The 16,495-nt window shown below is 42.1% G+C and carries 16 protein-coding genes; 3 read left to right on the plus strand and 13 right to left on the minus strand.

Features of this window, described 5'->3' with window-relative positions:
- The first annotated feature begins 251 nt into the window (after window positions 1-251).
- The 3 genes from ABL924_RS05475 (at window position 252) to ABL924_RS05485 (ending at window position 2,796) form a co-directional block, all read left to right on the plus strand.
- Complete coding sequence (locus ABL924_RS05475) at window positions 252-710, plus strand: hypothetical protein (protein ID WP_349026062.1); 459 nt, start codon at window positions 252-254, stop codon at window positions 708-710.
- Between the two features lie 561 nt (window positions 711-1,271).
- Entirely contained in the window at window positions 1,272-2,003 is a 732-nt protein-coding gene (gene mtgA / locus ABL924_RS05480; protein WP_349026063.1) for a monofunctional biosynthetic peptidoglycan transglycosylase, read from the plus strand.
- Complete coding sequence (locus ABL924_RS05485; RefSeq protein WP_349026064.1) at window positions 1,984-2,796, plus strand: CPBP family intramembrane glutamic endopeptidase; 813 nt, start codon at window positions 1,984-1,986, stop codon at window positions 2,794-2,796. Before mtgA ends, ABL924_RS05485 begins: the two co-directional genes overlap by 20 nt.
- Here the strand turns inward: ABL924_RS05485 and ABL924_RS05490 are convergent.
- From ABL924_RS05490 to ABL924_RS05550, 13 genes are all read right to left on the minus strand, one after another.
- Window positions 2,733-3,137: a hypothetical protein gene (locus tag ABL924_RS05490; protein ID WP_349026065.1), complete on the minus strand. Its 405-nt coding sequence runs from the start codon at window positions 3,135-3,137 to the stop codon at window positions 2,733-2,735. The genes ABL924_RS05485 and ABL924_RS05490 overlap by 64 nt on opposite strands.
- Window positions 3,138-3,560: 423 nt before the next feature.
- Window positions 3,561-3,782, minus strand: coding sequence for a hypothetical protein (locus tag ABL924_RS05495; protein ID WP_349026066.1), 222 nt, complete (start codon window positions 3,780-3,782; stop codon window positions 3,561-3,563).
- Window positions 3,783-3,808: 26 nt separating this feature from the next.
- Window positions 3,809-7,300, minus strand: a complete 3,492-nt coding sequence (locus ABL924_RS05500; protein WP_349026067.1) for a tetratricopeptide repeat protein — start codon at window positions 7,298-7,300, stop codon at window positions 3,809-3,811.
- A gap of 198 nt (window positions 7,301-7,498) precedes the next feature.
- Window positions 7,499-9,748, minus strand: coding sequence for an adenylate/guanylate cyclase domain-containing protein (locus tag ABL924_RS05505; RefSeq protein WP_349026068.1), 2,250 nt, complete (start codon window positions 9,746-9,748; stop codon window positions 7,499-7,501).
- 119 nt (window positions 9,749-9,867) lie between these two features.
- Window positions 9,868-10,071 carry a SlyX family protein gene (locus tag ABL924_RS05510; protein WP_349026069.1) on the minus strand — a complete coding sequence of 68 codons (204 nt, stop codon included), beginning with the start codon at window positions 10,069-10,071 and terminating at the stop codon, window positions 9,868-9,870.
- A 45-nt stretch (window positions 10,072-10,116) separates the two neighbouring features.
- The gene (gene ccmI / locus ABL924_RS05515) at window positions 10,117-11,349 is read right to left on the minus strand and encodes a c-type cytochrome biogenesis protein CcmI (protein WP_349026070.1); all 1,233 of its coding nucleotides are present in this window, start codon (window positions 11,347-11,349) and stop codon (window positions 10,117-10,119) included.
- Entirely contained in the window at window positions 11,346-11,828 is a 483-nt protein-coding gene (locus ABL924_RS05520; RefSeq protein ID WP_349026071.1) for a cytochrome c-type biogenesis protein, read from the minus strand. The genes ccmI and ABL924_RS05520 overlap by 4 nt, the downstream gene beginning before the upstream one ends.
- Entirely contained in the window at window positions 11,825-12,352 is a 528-nt protein-coding gene (locus ABL924_RS05525) for a DsbE family thiol:disulfide interchange protein (RefSeq protein WP_349026072.1), read from the minus strand. Before ABL924_RS05525 ends, ABL924_RS05520 begins: the two co-directional genes overlap by 4 nt.
- Window positions 12,345-13,145: an NYN domain-containing protein gene (locus ABL924_RS05530; RefSeq protein ID WP_349026073.1), complete on the minus strand. Its 801-nt coding sequence runs from the start codon at window positions 13,143-13,145 to the stop codon at window positions 12,345-12,347. Before ABL924_RS05530 ends, ABL924_RS05525 begins: the two co-directional genes overlap by 8 nt.
- On the minus strand, window positions 13,142-15,091 hold the full coding sequence (locus ABL924_RS05535; RefSeq protein ID WP_349026074.1) for a heme lyase CcmF/NrfE family subunit: 1,950 nt from the start codon (window positions 15,089-15,091) through the stop codon (window positions 13,142-13,144). Before ABL924_RS05535 ends, ABL924_RS05530 begins: the two co-directional genes overlap by 4 nt.
- A complete protein-coding gene (gene ccmE / locus ABL924_RS05540) occupies window positions 15,088-15,537 on the minus strand; it encodes a cytochrome c maturation protein CcmE (RefSeq protein WP_349026075.1) in 450 nt (149 codons plus the stop codon). Before ccmE ends, ABL924_RS05535 begins: the two co-directional genes overlap by 4 nt.
- A complete protein-coding gene (ccmD, locus tag ABL924_RS05545) occupies window positions 15,534-15,698 on the minus strand; it encodes a heme exporter protein CcmD (RefSeq protein WP_349026076.1) in 165 nt (54 codons plus the stop codon). Before ccmD ends, ccmE begins: the two co-directional genes overlap by 4 nt.
- On the minus strand, window positions 15,695-16,465 hold the full coding sequence (locus ABL924_RS05550) for a heme ABC transporter permease (protein ID WP_349026077.1): 771 nt from the start codon (window positions 16,463-16,465) through the stop codon (window positions 15,695-15,697). The genes ccmD and ABL924_RS05550 overlap by 4 nt, the downstream gene beginning before the upstream one ends.
- Window positions 16,466-16,495: the final 30 nt, after the last annotated feature.

Genomic DNA, 16,495 nt, shown 5'->3' on the forward strand with positions numbered 1-16,495 from the left:
GAGGCAAACAAAAACTAACCAGTCAATGCTACGCTGAAAGCCACAGTGATTCTAATTGTTGCTTTTATACTCATTAAAAGCCTAATATTTTTTTGCTATGCTGTAACGTTAGTGACCCCTTTTTTTGAATGATTGGCATCATTTCTGGTCATGTAAGCTCTTTAAATAGATAATAACATCCGAGAGGAAGGTGATAATGTGCGAGTTCTGCATTATCGAAATATAAGAAACTAAACTATAGGTATATAAAAATGCACAAATTATTGTTAGGTCTGTGTTTGATTTTTCTAAGTGTTACTGCAAATGCTGAGGCTGTCGGTAAAGAAGGCATCTCACCTGAGATCATGGATCAAATTTATAAAAAACACGCCAACGCGTTGGATTTTACAGTTGAGAAAAAAATTCATTTTTCTCAAGATTTGTTAAAAATTTCTTATAAAGAGGGGGAAGAAAAAATCGTCGATTACTTCAGGCCTGATGGTCACTTCTTTGTTTCTGGACTTCTTATTGCTGCTGACGACATGATGTTCAACGACAGCAAAGAAAAGTTGAAAGCCGCTTTTAATGATTATCACATAAAACAGGCGGTGTTAGTGGTTAATCCGAATGGCGCCGGCGAAGAGTTTGATGTATTACTTGAAACAGCTGGCAGAGCATGGAATGTAATGATTGACAAGAAGGGCAATGTCGAAAAAACTGAGCTTAACTAAGCTTGTTATTAAAGTTGGAAGCGGTGTCGCTTTACCAAATCTCGGATATGTCACTGATAATTCTGGCGATGACCGCTAGCTTTGCTAGCAACTATGATTCTGAAGCCATCATGGAATATTAATTTTTCAATTTTAAGCTAGACAATATCAACACTACTGACATTAGGAAATGCAAAACAAAATTCTCTAATAGGGTAATATTTTTTTGGGCTTGTGGGTTGCATTAATCATTTTCAGAGCCGTCTCTGCTGGAAGTTACCTATATTATTTCGGCTTAAGAACACAAAATGGACAACGCTGTCGGGTTTTTCGCCTCGAATTATTGGCCAGCAAAATTCGGTTATTTTTGATTGATAACCCGTTATCGACCCATTGCTCTCATACTTTACAGTTCGCTCAGCTGGAAAGTAGGTAGGCTAGCGTGAAATCTGTCAATTCACTCCGTTGCAAAACAAATGAAGATCAATTGATTATAAATTGAGGCATAAAGTGAACTTGTTGCACTTGACCATAGCGCCTTCTACCAAAAAATAAATATTCACACAACTTAGTTGCACTAGCTTGTCAATAAAAGCCCAACCACTCACTAAAAGACAAAGGCCTTTATTTTTTGCCAAATTGCGAAAAATATTAGGTATTTTACTCATTTTCTTCCTGATTTTTTCTATCGGACTATGTACACTTCTGCGCTGGGTGCCACCACCCACATCAGCCTTCATGCTTTATCGCCATTACGAGGATCTTGTCGATAACGGTTCCTTTAAAGTGGTTCATTATCGGTGGGTAAACACTAAAAATATCTCTCCATTCGCCGCTTCCGCCGTTATGGCATCCGAAGACCAGCGCTTTCCTGAGCATTCCGGCTTTGATTTGGATTCCATACAATCATCAATAGATGTGTATGTAGATGGTGGTAAATTAAGAGGTGCGAGTACCATTTCCCAACAAGTGGCCAAGAATTTATTCTTAACGCCATCCAAAAGTTTTATACGTAAAGGCATAGAAGCTTGGTTTACCTTACTTATCGAGGTGCTGTGGAGCAAAGAGCGGATTCTTGAAGTCTATCTCAACATCGCCGAATTTGGCGAGCATTTATTCGGTATAGAAGCGGCAAGCCAACGTTATTTTGGTGTTTCGGCAAAAAACATCACCCGATCTCAGGCTGCCCTTTTAGCAGCAACACTGCCCAATCCTATATTGTTAAAAGCGGCAAAACCGTCCACCTACCTTCTAAGAAGACAGCGGTGGATACTCAGGCAAATGGCTAATCTTGGTGATCCAAAAACCTTATAATGGTCAAACGCCTTCTTCAATAGTTTTTTTATGGAATTCCAGCAACGTGAGAACTAATAATGAAAAAATAATCTTATTCGCTGCAATACTTGAAATTAGTTATCTAAGCCTATCTTTTCTTCTCGCGCAATTGTATGGGCAATGGTCTTACGAGGGCGAGATTATCAGGACTGGCCTAAGAATTATTCCAATCGCATTCTATCTGTATTTTTGTCGAAGGTATTTCGTTAATACTCATCATTCTTTTGAGACAAGGAAACTATTAACGCCTCAATTTATCGCTCCCACACTCTTACTTTTACTCTTTGCCGCAGTTTACACAAATGCTGAAAATGAAACGCCACTGTGGCAACTGGTTTTTGCAATATCGGGCATTACCGCTGGATTTAGGGAAGAGCTGTTTTATCGTGGAATTGTGCAGAACACGTTGCAAATCAAATACGATTACAAAATAGCGTTACTAGCCACAACCCTACTATTTACACTGTCGCACATTCAGTATATTTATTACGGCCAAATCAGGGGATTAGTGCTGATAACATTTGCCGGCATAATTTTTGGAAGTATATTTATTTATACAGGCAGTGTCATTTTTACTGCCTGTATTCATGCCTTATATGATGTCGTATTATCAATTTATATTATTCCATTTAGATTGAGCAATGGAATTCAATTGCCTATATTATTTTTAATCATGCTTGCGTTTCTGATTATCCTTACTAGAAAACTTTATGCACCGCAACAAACGGATAAAAACGGCAATACCGATCCTGATAACTTAAGTGTGGGGTAAAGGGTAATGTAAGCACTGCGGATATTAAGCCCAACTGCTATCCCTAGCACTGAAAATGCCAACCTAACGCTTATCACATCTGAAGCATGAATCAGATGTTCGTTATAAACCATCTGATCGCGTACGGCTTCCATTGATCCCTCAGCCGAACGGGGGGCGCATGTTGCCTCATCCCGCGTGGCAGTTAGATTTGAAAATGTAGGTTGTGGGTGTGCTTGCGAACCCCAACTACACATTGCGTAGTGTTGGGGTTCGTACCTTACCGCCAACCTACAAATATCCAACATACGGGATGCAGAAGGTGTTAGCACAACCCGATCAACCCGTAAAATAAACGTCACTCAGCCAGACTGGGCATGTTGCCCCGTCTGTAGGTTTCAGGTTGATTAAACGCAGCCACGTCATTTAAGTTTTGCGAAAACGTTAGGAACGGGGTTTCAAACCCCGTCCCGCGTGGGAAAATTTATCCACCATACAGATGTTTTCAGAAACGTAGGGCGGTTTTACACACGAGCAAACCGCAAATGCCAAAAGTAGGACCGAAGTTCCGATTTGGTGGATTGCTAACGCGAATCCACCTTACAATTTATCCATGCCATGTTACGGGTTGATAATATTCCAGATACCACGGGATATGAGTAGGTTGGGTTAACGGCTTTATCGTTAACCCAACACATTCGGACACCCAATTTTGGGTTGCGAACAGCGCAACCCAACCCACGCGGCTTCATCGAGGTATCTTGCTAATTCAAAGTTAACAAAAACTATGGGCAGCGTCTACAACCTAACCATGTTTTATATTTTAGTGGATTGTTGCAAGGATCATTCGGTGGTGGGCAAACAGCACCAGACTGTAAATTTGTAGTGCTGGTACTGATGTAACAAATTGCAAATACAGCAGTTAACATCATTACAATTAACCAAGGATAAGTTTTTACAAAACCAATTGTTTGATCTACTAAGTTTTTATTTTCTATTACATTCATGTTTAATACCTCATATTATTAATGAACTAAAACGATAAAGTTAACCGACTATATAAAAATCGGCCACCTTGTTGCAGTCCAGGCTGATTAAAATCAGTACCCTGGAAATTAAATTTTTCATCTAAAATATTTTTGATACCTAGCACTAAAAGTCCATGTCGATTAAATAATCGATAACCAATTTCAGTATCCAAAGTCCAGAAATTAGAATTCTGAGATATGCCTGGATAGACTTGCACTAATGGAAACCTTGTTATTGAATCCTTAAATTCACCTGACTGATCGATGTAAGTTAATTTCAGTTTACCAATAAATCCAGAAGGATGAAAAAAGTTACCTGCGAATTCAGTTTTATGTGTTTTTAAGTATGACCAACTACCATTGTAACCATAGCTTGAAATTTGATCGAAAGCCTCGTACCTGCCTCTATCAAATTCTTCAAAAAGATAGTTTGCGCTCAAGGCAAAGTAATCATTCGGTGTCCAATTAAAATAACCGCGCACTGAATTTTCATACCAATGAGTTTGAGAATATTTTAGTCCACCAGTATCCAAATCCACCAATCTCTGTGGTACTTGTAGGCTTCTTGTTGACCCTTCAACACCAATAAATGCTGATTTGGATATTTTATGATCAATTCCCAAGCCTATTCTTTGTGAATAAGTACCATCTAAATCATCAAAAAATTGATTAAATCCTGCTACTTGAGTAGGTTCAAGACTTTGGTTTTCCAAGCGTGTTCGTTTCAGTGCGGTAAATGCGGCAAATCTAACAGTTGTGTTTTTTGCCGGAAACCAAGTCAAACCAAATTTAGGGTTAATCGGGTTAGTATTAAAATTAAAAGATCCCTTAATATCGTAAAAATCCTGTGTAACTCCAAGCGTTGCAATTAAATTCGGTATATTTTTAAAATCCGAATATGCATAAAAATTCCCATGCTCGACATCATTGCTTAACTTTATTTCATCAAATGTGGATGGATTTAAACTACTTGGACTTCTTAATATATCTTTATTTGTTTGAGCTAAATAACCAAAGCCAATTGTTGCATCAAATAGGTCACTTTTATAAAGATTCTGTAACTCATATTTTAGTCCTGATGTTTTTTTAGAATAGCTTTGTTCAGAATTCTGCCCTACATACGCAAGTTGGAAATCATCATCTGAACCGGTTTCAATATTATTGTTGTAGGTTAAAGACATCAACATGTCAGAATTAGCCGAAAACTTATGATGAAGCCCTGCACGAGCAGATTCATTTGTTGATTGTTGTTGTCTTGTCAGCGAGCTTCCAACATAAACTATCTTGTCTCGGCCCAAAAAATTAACATTTCCGCTAGGAACAAAATCTTGCGAGATATCTCCATTTCTTTGCTCTGAATGCCTTAACTCGGCTTGAATATTTGTGTCTTGATTTAAGCTAAGTTGAGCAAAAACATTATATACATCTTTGTCCAAATCATTATTCGGACGATAACCATCTGTTTGATAGTGGAACTGTCCTAAACTATATGAAAACCTATCCCATACGCCTGACTGAACGACTTCATCACTCAAGGTATCGTTACTGCCATAGAAACCCGATGCTTGCAAAGCAAAGCGATCACGCGTGAATAATGGGTTATATTCATTAAATGAGGTAATTGATGAGCCAAGCCCATCCAAAATCAATATGTTGGATTCTGCGGCCTGCGGCTGTACCGGTGTAATATTGACCGGTTGCAGCAATTGGGCTTTTAACAGCTCACTTAAGCGCGAAACTTCATGCCTAGGCAAAGCCGCATAGTTGTCCGCTAACAAACGATGGGCAGAATAGTTGCTTGGATCTTGGTTTACAGAATTCCATCCTTCAAGCAAACCCCTTTGTTGAAAGCCCAGATCGTTATAAATACGCCCCAAACTCGCACTTCGTGCTGCGCTATCGCTATCTAACAACAACTTAGACCGATACACCCCTCTATTGTCATTCAGCTCAATCGCCTTTTGCATATCGTGCAAAGCCTCAACAGGCCGATTGGTGGTTTGTTTTAAGATAGCATCGTAGAAATAAGGGGTCGGGTCTTTGGGGTCGCGCTCTTTGGCGATCTCAAATTCTTTTCCGGCGTAATCTTTGTTCCTTAGTTCGTAATAGGCTTTGCCTAGGTAACTGCGGGTGACGGCGTTATTGGGATCTAAGTTGACTGCGGTTTCCAGTTCCGCCTTGCCTTCTTCTAAGTCACCTTGCCTGATTTTTGCCAAGCCTAGCCCTAATCGGGCTAATGGATCGGATGAATCGAGAGCTAACGCCTTTTCAAAAACTTGTTTTGCATCTTCAATCTCGGTTTGTGCCAGGTCGGCAAACCCTAAGATGGTTTGAGTTCTGGCGATTTTGGGGTTAAGCGTTTGGGCTTTTTGGGCAGCTTTTAGCGCAGCATCGTGATCGCCTTGTGATAGCTGCAATTCTGATAATCTCGCCCATGCCAAGGCGTTATCTGGATTTAACCGAGTGGCTGCTTGCGTGGCTTTTAGGGCTTCATCAATATTAAATTGCGACTGATAAGCATAAGATTGGGCGATTTTGGCAACTGACGATTGTGAATTTGCAGCAACGGCTTTGTTTGCCAGCTCAAGTGAGGTTTGTTGCTGATTTTTGGTGACGGCGATAATGGCTTGCAGGGCAAAGGCATCGCTGTTGTTAGGTTCAAGGTGTTGTGCTTGCTGGATGAGTGGTTGGGCTTCATCAACCCTGCCAACGGTCAGTAATAAAGCCGCTTTCAGCGTTAAATATTGGGGATCTTGCTGGCTAACGGAAATGTCTTCAAGCTTTGCTAGGGCTAGATTGCTATCGCCTAGCCGATAAGCGGCCAATACTGCACTAACTTGGCTATTTATTGCTGGCTTACTGCTTTGAGAATCCTCAATAATGGGCGGGTAGTACAGCATCCATTGCACAGCATCTTCGGGCGTTATCTTGAGTGCCTGCACCCGTGGCGGACGGTTGGCTTCGGCAATACCTTTAAAGCCTTTGTTTATGGTGATTTTACCGGCACTGTTTTCGCCTGAAACCTGACCATCAAACACAGAGATTTCTGCTTTTTGGCTGGACACCGTCACCATAAATTCGGTGCCTTCATGCACGGCATTGATAAACGGGGTTTGGATATTCAAATGCTGGGGCTGACGGCTTCTGGAAAAAAGGGTGCCATCCAGCAAATTTATAAACCAGGATGAGGCGCTTTCTTCTGGCACTGGTGCTGAAAAAGTCATCGTGGTATTTTGATCTACAGTGAGAACAGTTCCGCTAGTTAAGGCTAAGGTTGCACGGCTCCACTTTAAAGTACGCAGGGTGTCCCCTGGGCAAAGCAGATCTTTCGCATGGATTCTTTGCCAATTTGTAGCATCATAAGTCCTCACATCCACTTTGCCCTGCGCTGAGGCTATCTTTGCTATCGGCTTTTTACAAGTTGGCACAGCTTCGATAGCCTGCGAAGTTATCAAGGCACTGATCAAAACAAAATGAGTGATCGGTTTATTACGCATATTATTTTTATAATCGCAGTCAGGTTATTAAACGGGAGTTGGCTCTTCCGTAGCGTTTCTCCATTAAAAAACCGATCATTGACACCGATTTTCCCTTACATTCCTGGTTTATTTTTTATCTTTGTTTCAGCCGAAAACGATAGGTCTCAGCAAAAACAAAGTCTAATATCACTTTCTATGAGCGGAATTGAAGCACTTTTAATAATTCAAAGCAATAGTAGGTGTAATTTTACCTATATCAATAATAGTGGCATGTTCTTTGCTTTCATTATCTGATAGCTGGGGTAAGTTATTTTGCAAATAACTGATGTAGAAACGCGTTGGGCCGTCGTCTGGATATTGGTTATTGATAGCAACAAACGCATCCAAAGCCTGCTGCCATTGATAATTTTTAAATAAAGCTAGCGCATTGGAAAACGACACTAATAAAAGTTGCCAATGCTTCTGTGTTCGATTAATTTCTTCAACATACCCAATCAGTTCAAATACAGTCACCGTAATCGTTTTACCTTTTAACAAAAATGTCCCCAGCTCTCTGCTGAAAAATCCTGCAAGCCCTTCTATGGCTGCCGCTGAAATAAGGATTCGTGTTCCTAACAGTTTGTTTAACCCTTCAATCCGTGTAGCGGTGTTAACTGTGTCGCCAACCGCACGGTATTCATAATGTTCCATAGCACCAACATTACCCAAACGCATTTCGCCGTAGTGTAAACCCATTCGGGTATATAGGTAATACTCACTGGTAGCATTAAAGCGATCAATGGCTGATTTAATTTCCAGGGCAGCATGACAAGCATTGAGCCGAAGCTTTATATCGATTTTTGCAGTTGCCCAAACAGCCAACATGGCATCGCCAATAACGTCGGAAATCAAACCCTGGTGGTTTTTAACACTGGGGAAGATGGCCGCATAATAATCATTCATCAAATTGTTGAGTTGCAAAGGATTGATAGTTTCCGATAGGGTGGTGTATTGTCCCGCATCGGTTGCCATACAAACACCTTGCATCAAAACGCCATAATGGTTCATACCTTGGGGATGTTGCGTGTTGTAGTCAAAAACTTCTTTAGGCAAATAACACTCAGATACTTTTCTAACCTTTATGAAATAGGCTACGGATTGTGTTAATAAAACCACAACCGCCTGAAGTAACGGAATAGCCAGAGGCATCCAGATATTTTTTGATGCAAACAAAACGCCACTGAGTTGAACATATGCAGCCATTAGCAACAAAGTTGATATGGTTGAGGTTTTGTAAGGGAAAAAGAAAAAAATAGCGCACAGTAATGTCCCCCAAGCCATAATTAAAATCAATCGACTACGCATAGACAGCGGTTTTAACCAGGATTGGTCAATAACATTGGCTATCGCTGTTGCTGCAATTTCAATGGGGCTGATAACCTTGCCACTGGCCTTTGAAAAGGCTGTGTAGAAGCCTTGGTTTTTCTCAGGCTCCAAATTTTCCGAATAGCCTACCAAGACGATTTTATCTTTGAACAGGTTTGGATCCAGAATAGATGTCATAGACACTTGGTAGAATGGCACAGTGGTGATAGCCCCAACATCACCATAGTGGTTCAAATAAAGCCTTTCGTCGCTTTTTAACAAGGCTAACCAGGATTGCAATAACTGCTTCACCTTGGGTGAGTAATCAGCATCAGCGATAACTTCTGCCAATTGGTCGAGCGATTCGGGATCTTTTGTCAATGCTGCTTGAATATCTTGAAATATTTGTATCGTCCTGAATTTTCTGGTGAGCTTAGGAAAGGTCTTGGGAAGTTTAGCATGCAGCACCGGATCAAGCTTACTAAGTGGTTCCAGAATTTCGGGGTAGGCTGTTTTGATAACGTAGTATTGAAAAATACTGATCGGGAATGTGGGGATATCCCCAGCACTGTGCTTGTAAGTCCAAAATTCCTTTACGGTAGAAGACGTTTTTGGAATAGGAAACGGTGCCGCGCCTAACGCCGCATTATTTAAAAGGGGAATTGGCTCAATAACCCGTTCGTATTGAATTTCATCTAGCGGCGGAAAGGCGGGGACTTTGTATTGCTTGAGATAGTTGCTGAGAATGACGTTTCTTTTCTCCGCCATGGCCTTAGCCAACATTTGATCGTCTTTCAGCTCACGATTTTCGCCAAAATGGATGTTGAAAGCAATAATCGCAGGCTTTTGGAAATTTATTTTATCAATAAGATGGGCATAATATGAGCGCGGCCATTTTTCTGGATCATCCGGTAAATGCAGAATTTCGGCTGACGCTTGGTCAATAGATACGATAATGACATCGGCGGGTGCCGGCAAAGTGCCTCTAATTTGAAAGAGTTCCGTTAGGCCAAATTCCTCTTCCAGATAAGAACCCGCTTTTGTTTGGCAAAACCAAGCCCCTAGCCCCCCAATTAGTAATACTGCGATACAGCTTTTTATTGTTTTTAGTAAGGCATTCATACCGGTTAGCACTAAGTGTTCCTGATTAACTCAATAGGTACTATCCTTAAACCCAGCGCTCATATGACAATTATATACCTATCATAGAGATAGCGTGCAATCTTAAGATTATGGTTACTTTAATAATGCGGTGGGGGCTGGTCGATAGCTTCGTCACTATGTTCAAGCCGGAAGCTATTCATACGTTCATGTAGGAGTTGACAGGTTTTTTCCAACAGTAGTATCTGATGTTGTTGTTTGGCAATTATTTTATTCAATTCTTGCAACAAATCTTCCTGATAAGCCGCTTTTATTTCCAATTCAATCAGGCGTTGTTCGTTCATGTCTTCGAAATTGCTTTATCAAAATAGACTTACTTAATAATGCGGTTATTTAACTCTACCATTGATAACTATCTTGATTTCCTTGCGGTCTGCTAGATTTGCCTGTTCAATCACCCCAATTAAGTCGCCGGTTTGCGGCATAGCATTGCCGGACTTAGAAATCCGCGCCAGTAACCTGATTTGTTTGAAATTGGACAATTTCATATTCGGTATCATCGATTCTGCGTCCGTGAGGCTGACAGATAAGGGTAATTCTTTTACCTGTTTACGGATGATTGCCAACGGCATCTTTGGCCCAGATAATGCTTGGGCATAGATAAAGACGGTATCCTCTGGTTTGGCATCAGTTTGTAAATCGGCAGCCAAGCTGACCTTTATATCAACAGAAACCCTAGCTGATGCAGTAGATTGCGCAGCTGTCACTGGCGAGGTATTGGTTAATTCAACTTCTGTATTTGCAATTAACTCATGGATTTGTTGTTTATCGGCAGATTCTGCTGGCAGTACCGCTTCCAATTTTCGCAGAAATTCTATCGCGCCTTTTTTGTCACCTTGCTGAGCGCTTGCAAGGGCGGACAACCATAACCCATTCAGGCTTTTAGGCTCTATTGCCAACGCTTTATTTAACAACTCTTGTGGTTTCCCTGCCCAATTACCATCATTCGTTAGCATAAGTGCCTCAGCATAAGGCAACATAACCTCGGCTTTTTCACCTGACAATTGATAAGCGTGGGCTAATGCGTCAATTGCCTCTGGATACCGTTGTAACTCTTTGTAGGATCGGCCTAACATCAACCATCCCTCAAGATTATTCGGTTCTGCTTTTAATTTTTTGGCTAAACCCGTGACCATTTTATTGATAGCTTCAGGACTAGGCGCGTCTGAACTCGCTTGATTTAGTTCATTGCTGTGGCTTATGGCTTGATAGTTGCCCAACTTCCAATAAAGTGCAGCCGATAAACAAGGTATCGCTATGACCAGCACATAAACCAACCAACGACCTTGGCTGTCCGATTTGTTAGATGAATTCGATATTTCAAGATCGTCACTTAATGCCTGCTCAAGCTCAGTAACTTGCTCATCATATTGCGCTTGGCTAATCCCACCGGAAGCTTTATTGGCTTTCAACTCAGTTAGTCGTTCCCGTGCAATCCTTACATTACGCTGATCCAGGTCATCTACCGCTGTATTGTCGCGCTTACGCCATAAAGGCGGCAGTACAATCAGAAACGCCATCAAGGTCATTACAACGGCAGCAAGCCAAAATAAGCTATTCAAGACTTATCTCCATCTTCAACACTGCTTTCAGTGTCTTCTAATAGGTGACGCATTTTTTCCTGTTTACCTTTGTCAAACATTACGATTGCCGCTTGCTTTTTACGGCGTATGAACCAAAAAATCATGATCAGGCCTGTTATCAAGAAAGCAATCGGCCCTAACCAAAGCAGCGCAGTTTTGGTTTTTAACGGGGGGTTGTACAGGACAAAATCGCCGTAACGGTCAGTCATAAACTGGATAATCTCGTCTTTAGATTTACCTTGTTGCAGCATTTCAAAGACTTGCCGACGTAAATCAGCGGCAAGTTCGGCATTGGAATCGGCAATGGTTTGATTTTGGCAGACAAGACAACGTAATTCTGAATTGATCAGCTCGTAAGTCTTTTGCTGTTCAGGGTCAGCCAATTGATGGTCATCAATAGCAAATCCTTGCATGGAAATCATAAGCAATAATGCGTACAACCAGGGTTTTATCATCATTCCGCCTGCAACTTGGTAATCAACGGAAGAAAGGTATTCTGCACGTCTTCTTCCGTCACCGGCCCAGTATGTTTGTAGCGAACCATGCCTTGCTTATCCATCACAAAAGTTTCAGGTACGCCATACACACCCCAATCTATGCCGATTCGGCCATCGGCATCCATCACGCTATCGTTATACGGATTACCTAGCGTTTCCAGCCAAAGTTTTGCGGCATCGGGATCATCTTTATAATTCAAACCAACAATAATTGCTGCCCGTTGCTGCGCCAACTGATTGATGATCGGATGTTCCGCACGGCAAGAAACACACCAGGAAGCCCAGACATTAAATAACCAGACCTTACCTTTCAAATCGGCTGGTGATAGCTTCTCATTTGGCGCATTGAGTTTAGGAGCGGAAAATTCCGGAGCAGGTTTATTTAGCAAAGGCGAAGGAATTTCGCCGGGCTTCCCTTTTAAGCCCAACGCCAAAAAAACAGCCAAGACGACGAACAATATCAATGGGATTATGTACTTAAGCATTAGGGTCTTTTAGTTTGACATACGTATTAGAACCACCGGTATCGCTATTTTTTCTATCTTCTAACTCTATATAATTAAGCGATCTAATTAACTTGCCCAACTTAGAAAAACCAAAATTTCGAGGATCAAACGAACTATTTATCAGATTAATGCAACTACCAACGCCACCTAGATTTGCCCAGCCATCTTCCTCAGATGCTGATTTAATTGCCTCAATAATTAATTTTTTTAACTCAGGATCAGCTAATGACTCGGCGGCTTTAGGAATCAAATTATTTTTTTCAGTTAAAACCACATCATTGTCTTTAATTGGCGATTTGATTTCTGTAGCCAAATTCGATGTTGTTTCATCAACCATAATTGTTTCAGTAAAAATAAACTTGTTACACGCCGCTCTAAATGCTTCTGGTGTTTTACGTCTTCCTATCCCTATTACTTCAAGACCCTCCTCTCTTAAACGAGTTGCTAGTTTAGTAAAGTCACTGTCGCTTGAAACCAGAAAAAAACCATTAAATTTGCCAGTATAAAGCAAATCCATTGCATCAATAATTAACGCAGAATCAGTCGCATTTTTCCCTGAAGTATAACCAAACTGTTGTATTGGCTGAATGGCATGTTTATTGAGAACATTTTTCCAACCACTTAACTGTGTATTCGTCCAGTCTCCATAACAACGCCGTGAAGTTGCATCTCCATACCTTGCCGCCTCTGTTAGAATGGCTTCTATGGCCTTAGCTTGTGCATTGTCAGCATCAATTAATAAAGCAAACCTTTTAATTTCATTAATATTCATGGTTTGATTGCTTCTTTTTTAGGACTTCGATAGCGCTTATCGCAAGTGGCACACAATCCACCTATCGCCATGAATACCGCACCTAACCATATCCATCGAATAAAGGCTTTGTAATAAATCCTAAGACTCCATGCGCCTTCGTCACCTAACGGTTCGCCGATTGCAACGAACAGATCCCTAAATAATCCGGCATCAATAGCGGCCTCAGTCATCGGCATTTTTTGGACTTGATAAACCCTTTTTTGTGGTTCAAGCGTGACATCCGGCTTACCTTCATGACTTACGGTTACCAGGCCTTGTTGGGCAATGTAATTAGGCCCTTGGGCTTGTTTGATGCCTTGGAATTTGAATTTATAACCGGATAGCTCAAGTGTTTCGCCAGGAGCCATACGACTATCTTTCTCAATACTATAAACAGAAGTCAAGGTAATGCCGACCACAAATACAGCAATGCCTAGATGAGCAATCGTCATCCCATAAAATCCAGCAGGTATTTTAGCCAGACGTTCCCATGAAAAGCCTTTATCACCCAGTCGATCAATGAAAGAAAGCACAGTCATTGCCACCGTCCATAAAGCCAACGTCAATCCCAACGCCGCAGCCCAGGAATAAAATGGCATAAGCAAAGGCAATGCCAGTCCGCCAACCACACAGCCCAAAATAAACCAGCGCACTCTTGAGGTAAGATCGCTTAGGCTATCGCGTTTCCAACGTAATAACATGCCGCCACCCACGGCAATCGCCAAAGGTGCCATTAATGGAATGAATACGGCATTAAAATACGGTGGACCGACTGAAATTTTGCCTAAGCCTAATGCATCAATCACTAAGGGATAAAGCGTACCCAACAAAATACTGGCAGCTGTCACGACCAGCAATACGTTATTGATGAGAATCACCGATTCCCTTGAAACTGGCTCAAAAGTCGCGCTGGATTTAACTGCGGGGGCACGTACGGCATATAGCAACAAAGATCCACCGATAACAATCGCCAGAAAAATCAGGATAAACAAGCCTCTGGCTGGATCGCTGGCGAAGGCATGAACGGATGTCAACACGCCGGAACGCACCAGGAACGTCCCCAATAGGCTTAATGAAAATGCAAAAATCGCCAGTAAAACCGTCCAAGTTTTAAATACGCCACGTTTTTCAGTCGCCGCTAGGGAATGGATCAACGCCGTACCGACCAGCCAAGGCATGAACGAGGCGTTTTCAACAGGATCCCAAAACCACCAGCCGCCCCAACCTAATTCGTAATATGCCCACCAACTGCCTAATGCGATACCCAGCGTTAGAAACATCCAGGCAACCGTTGTCCATGGCCTAGACCAACGCGCCCAAGCGGCATCCAACCGACCTTGCATTAAAGCCGCAATCGCAAAAGCAAAAGCCACAGAAAAACCGACATAGCCCATATAGAGCATAGGTGGATGTATCGCAAGTCCGACATCTTGCAACAAAGGATTCAAATCGCGTCCTTCAAGGGGAGCTGGAAACAAGCGTTCAAACGGATTTGATGTCAATAACAGGAACAGGAGAAAACCGATTGAAATCATGCCCATTACACCTAACACCCGTGCAACTGTCGCATCTGGAATGGCTCGGCTGAATCGTGCCACCAAAGCCGTCCAACAACATAACACTAATGCCCAGAGCAATAACGAGCCTTCATGTGCGCCCCAAACGCCTGAAACCAAATACAAAACGGGCAAGGCAGTATTTGAATTCATCGCCGCATATTTCACCGAGAAATCATGCGTTAAAAAACTGTAAGTTAAACAACCGTAGGCTATCGCCACAAATAGCAATTGGGCAAAAGCCGTTGGTCTGGCAATCGCAACCCAGCCAGATATCGACCGAGTAGCACCTACGATGGGTACAATGGCCAAGACAAAGGCCATGCACAAGGCAAGAATCAAGGAAAAATGTCCGATTTCAGGAATCATTTAGTTTGTCCTGATGGTGGAGTTGCCTGGTTTTTCAAAGTCGCCTTAATTTCGGGCGGCATATAATTTTCATCATGCTTAGCCAACACTTCTTCGGCAATGAAAACACCCTGTGGGTTTAATTTACCGTGCGCGATGATACCTTGCCCTTCCCTAAACAAATCCGGCAATATACCAGTATATTCAACTGTCACTTCTTTCTTAAAATCAGTCAGCTTAAAGCGCACCATCATTCCTTTGTTCGGTCTTTCTACCGAACCTTTAATGACCATGCCGCCTAAGCGGAACAAAGCGTCTTTAGGCGCTTTACCTTCTACCACATCGGTAGGTGGGAAAAAGTACATCAAATTTTCATTGAAGGATTTCAGCGCGAATGCTGTGGCTACGCCTGCACCAAGCACCATCAGGCCAATCAAAATCAGTCGCTGTCTTCTTGCAGGTTTCATAAGTCTTGCCGTTTTTGTTTCAGTGCTTGTTGTCTTAAAAAATTCTTACGTTGGATAATGGGTATCACCACATTGGCAAGCAGCACAACCAAGCAGATGCCATACGAAATCCACACATAAAAACCGTAACCGCCCATCGCCAAGAACTCTTGTAGACTCATAGCCTGCCCTCCTCCTCTGTAGCTTTCACTTTAACCCATTGGGAATTACGTTCCCGCTGTAATAACTCAACTCTGGCTTGCAAAATCAAGGCAATCGCATAATAAACTTTGAATGCCAAGGCCATTAACAATAATGGTGTGAGCATGCTCAGATGTATCGACGGCTTACCCACTTTAGCGACTGTGGGGCCTTGGTGCAGGGTATTCCACCATTCAACCGAATAATGAATAATTGGTATATTGACCACGCCGACTAAAGCCAGAATAGCGACAGCTTTAGAAGCAGTACGTTTGTCATCAATTGCCCCGTACAAGCCAATAATGCCTAAATATAAAAATAGCAAAATCAATTCCGAAGTTAACCTAGCATCCCAAACCCACCAAGTACCCCACATGGGTTTGCCCCATAACGAACCCGTCACCAGCGCAATGAAGGTGAAACTGGCCCCAACAGATGCGCTACTAATCATGACAATTTCCGCCAGCTTAATGCGCCATATCAAGCCTATTGCACCAGCAAGCGCCATCACCACATAGATAAATAACGACATCCAAGCGGCAGGCACATGAATGTAGATAATGCGGTAGCTATCGCCTTGCTGGTAATCCGGCGGAGCAAGATACAAGCCACCATAAAGTCCGGTTACCGTTAGCAACAGAAAGATGACGACTAGCCACGGCATTAAACGTTCAGAAAACGCGTAAAAATGGGGGGGAGAAGCCATGCGATGAAAAAACCGCACGACCGAATCTGGCACTAAAAACATAAGGAGTTAACTCAAAGGCGGTGATTCAAA

This window comes from Methyloglobulus sp., assembly GCF_040079455.1.
Taxonomy (GTDB): Bacteria; Pseudomonadota; Gammaproteobacteria; order Methylococcales; family Methylomonadaceae; genus Methyloglobulus.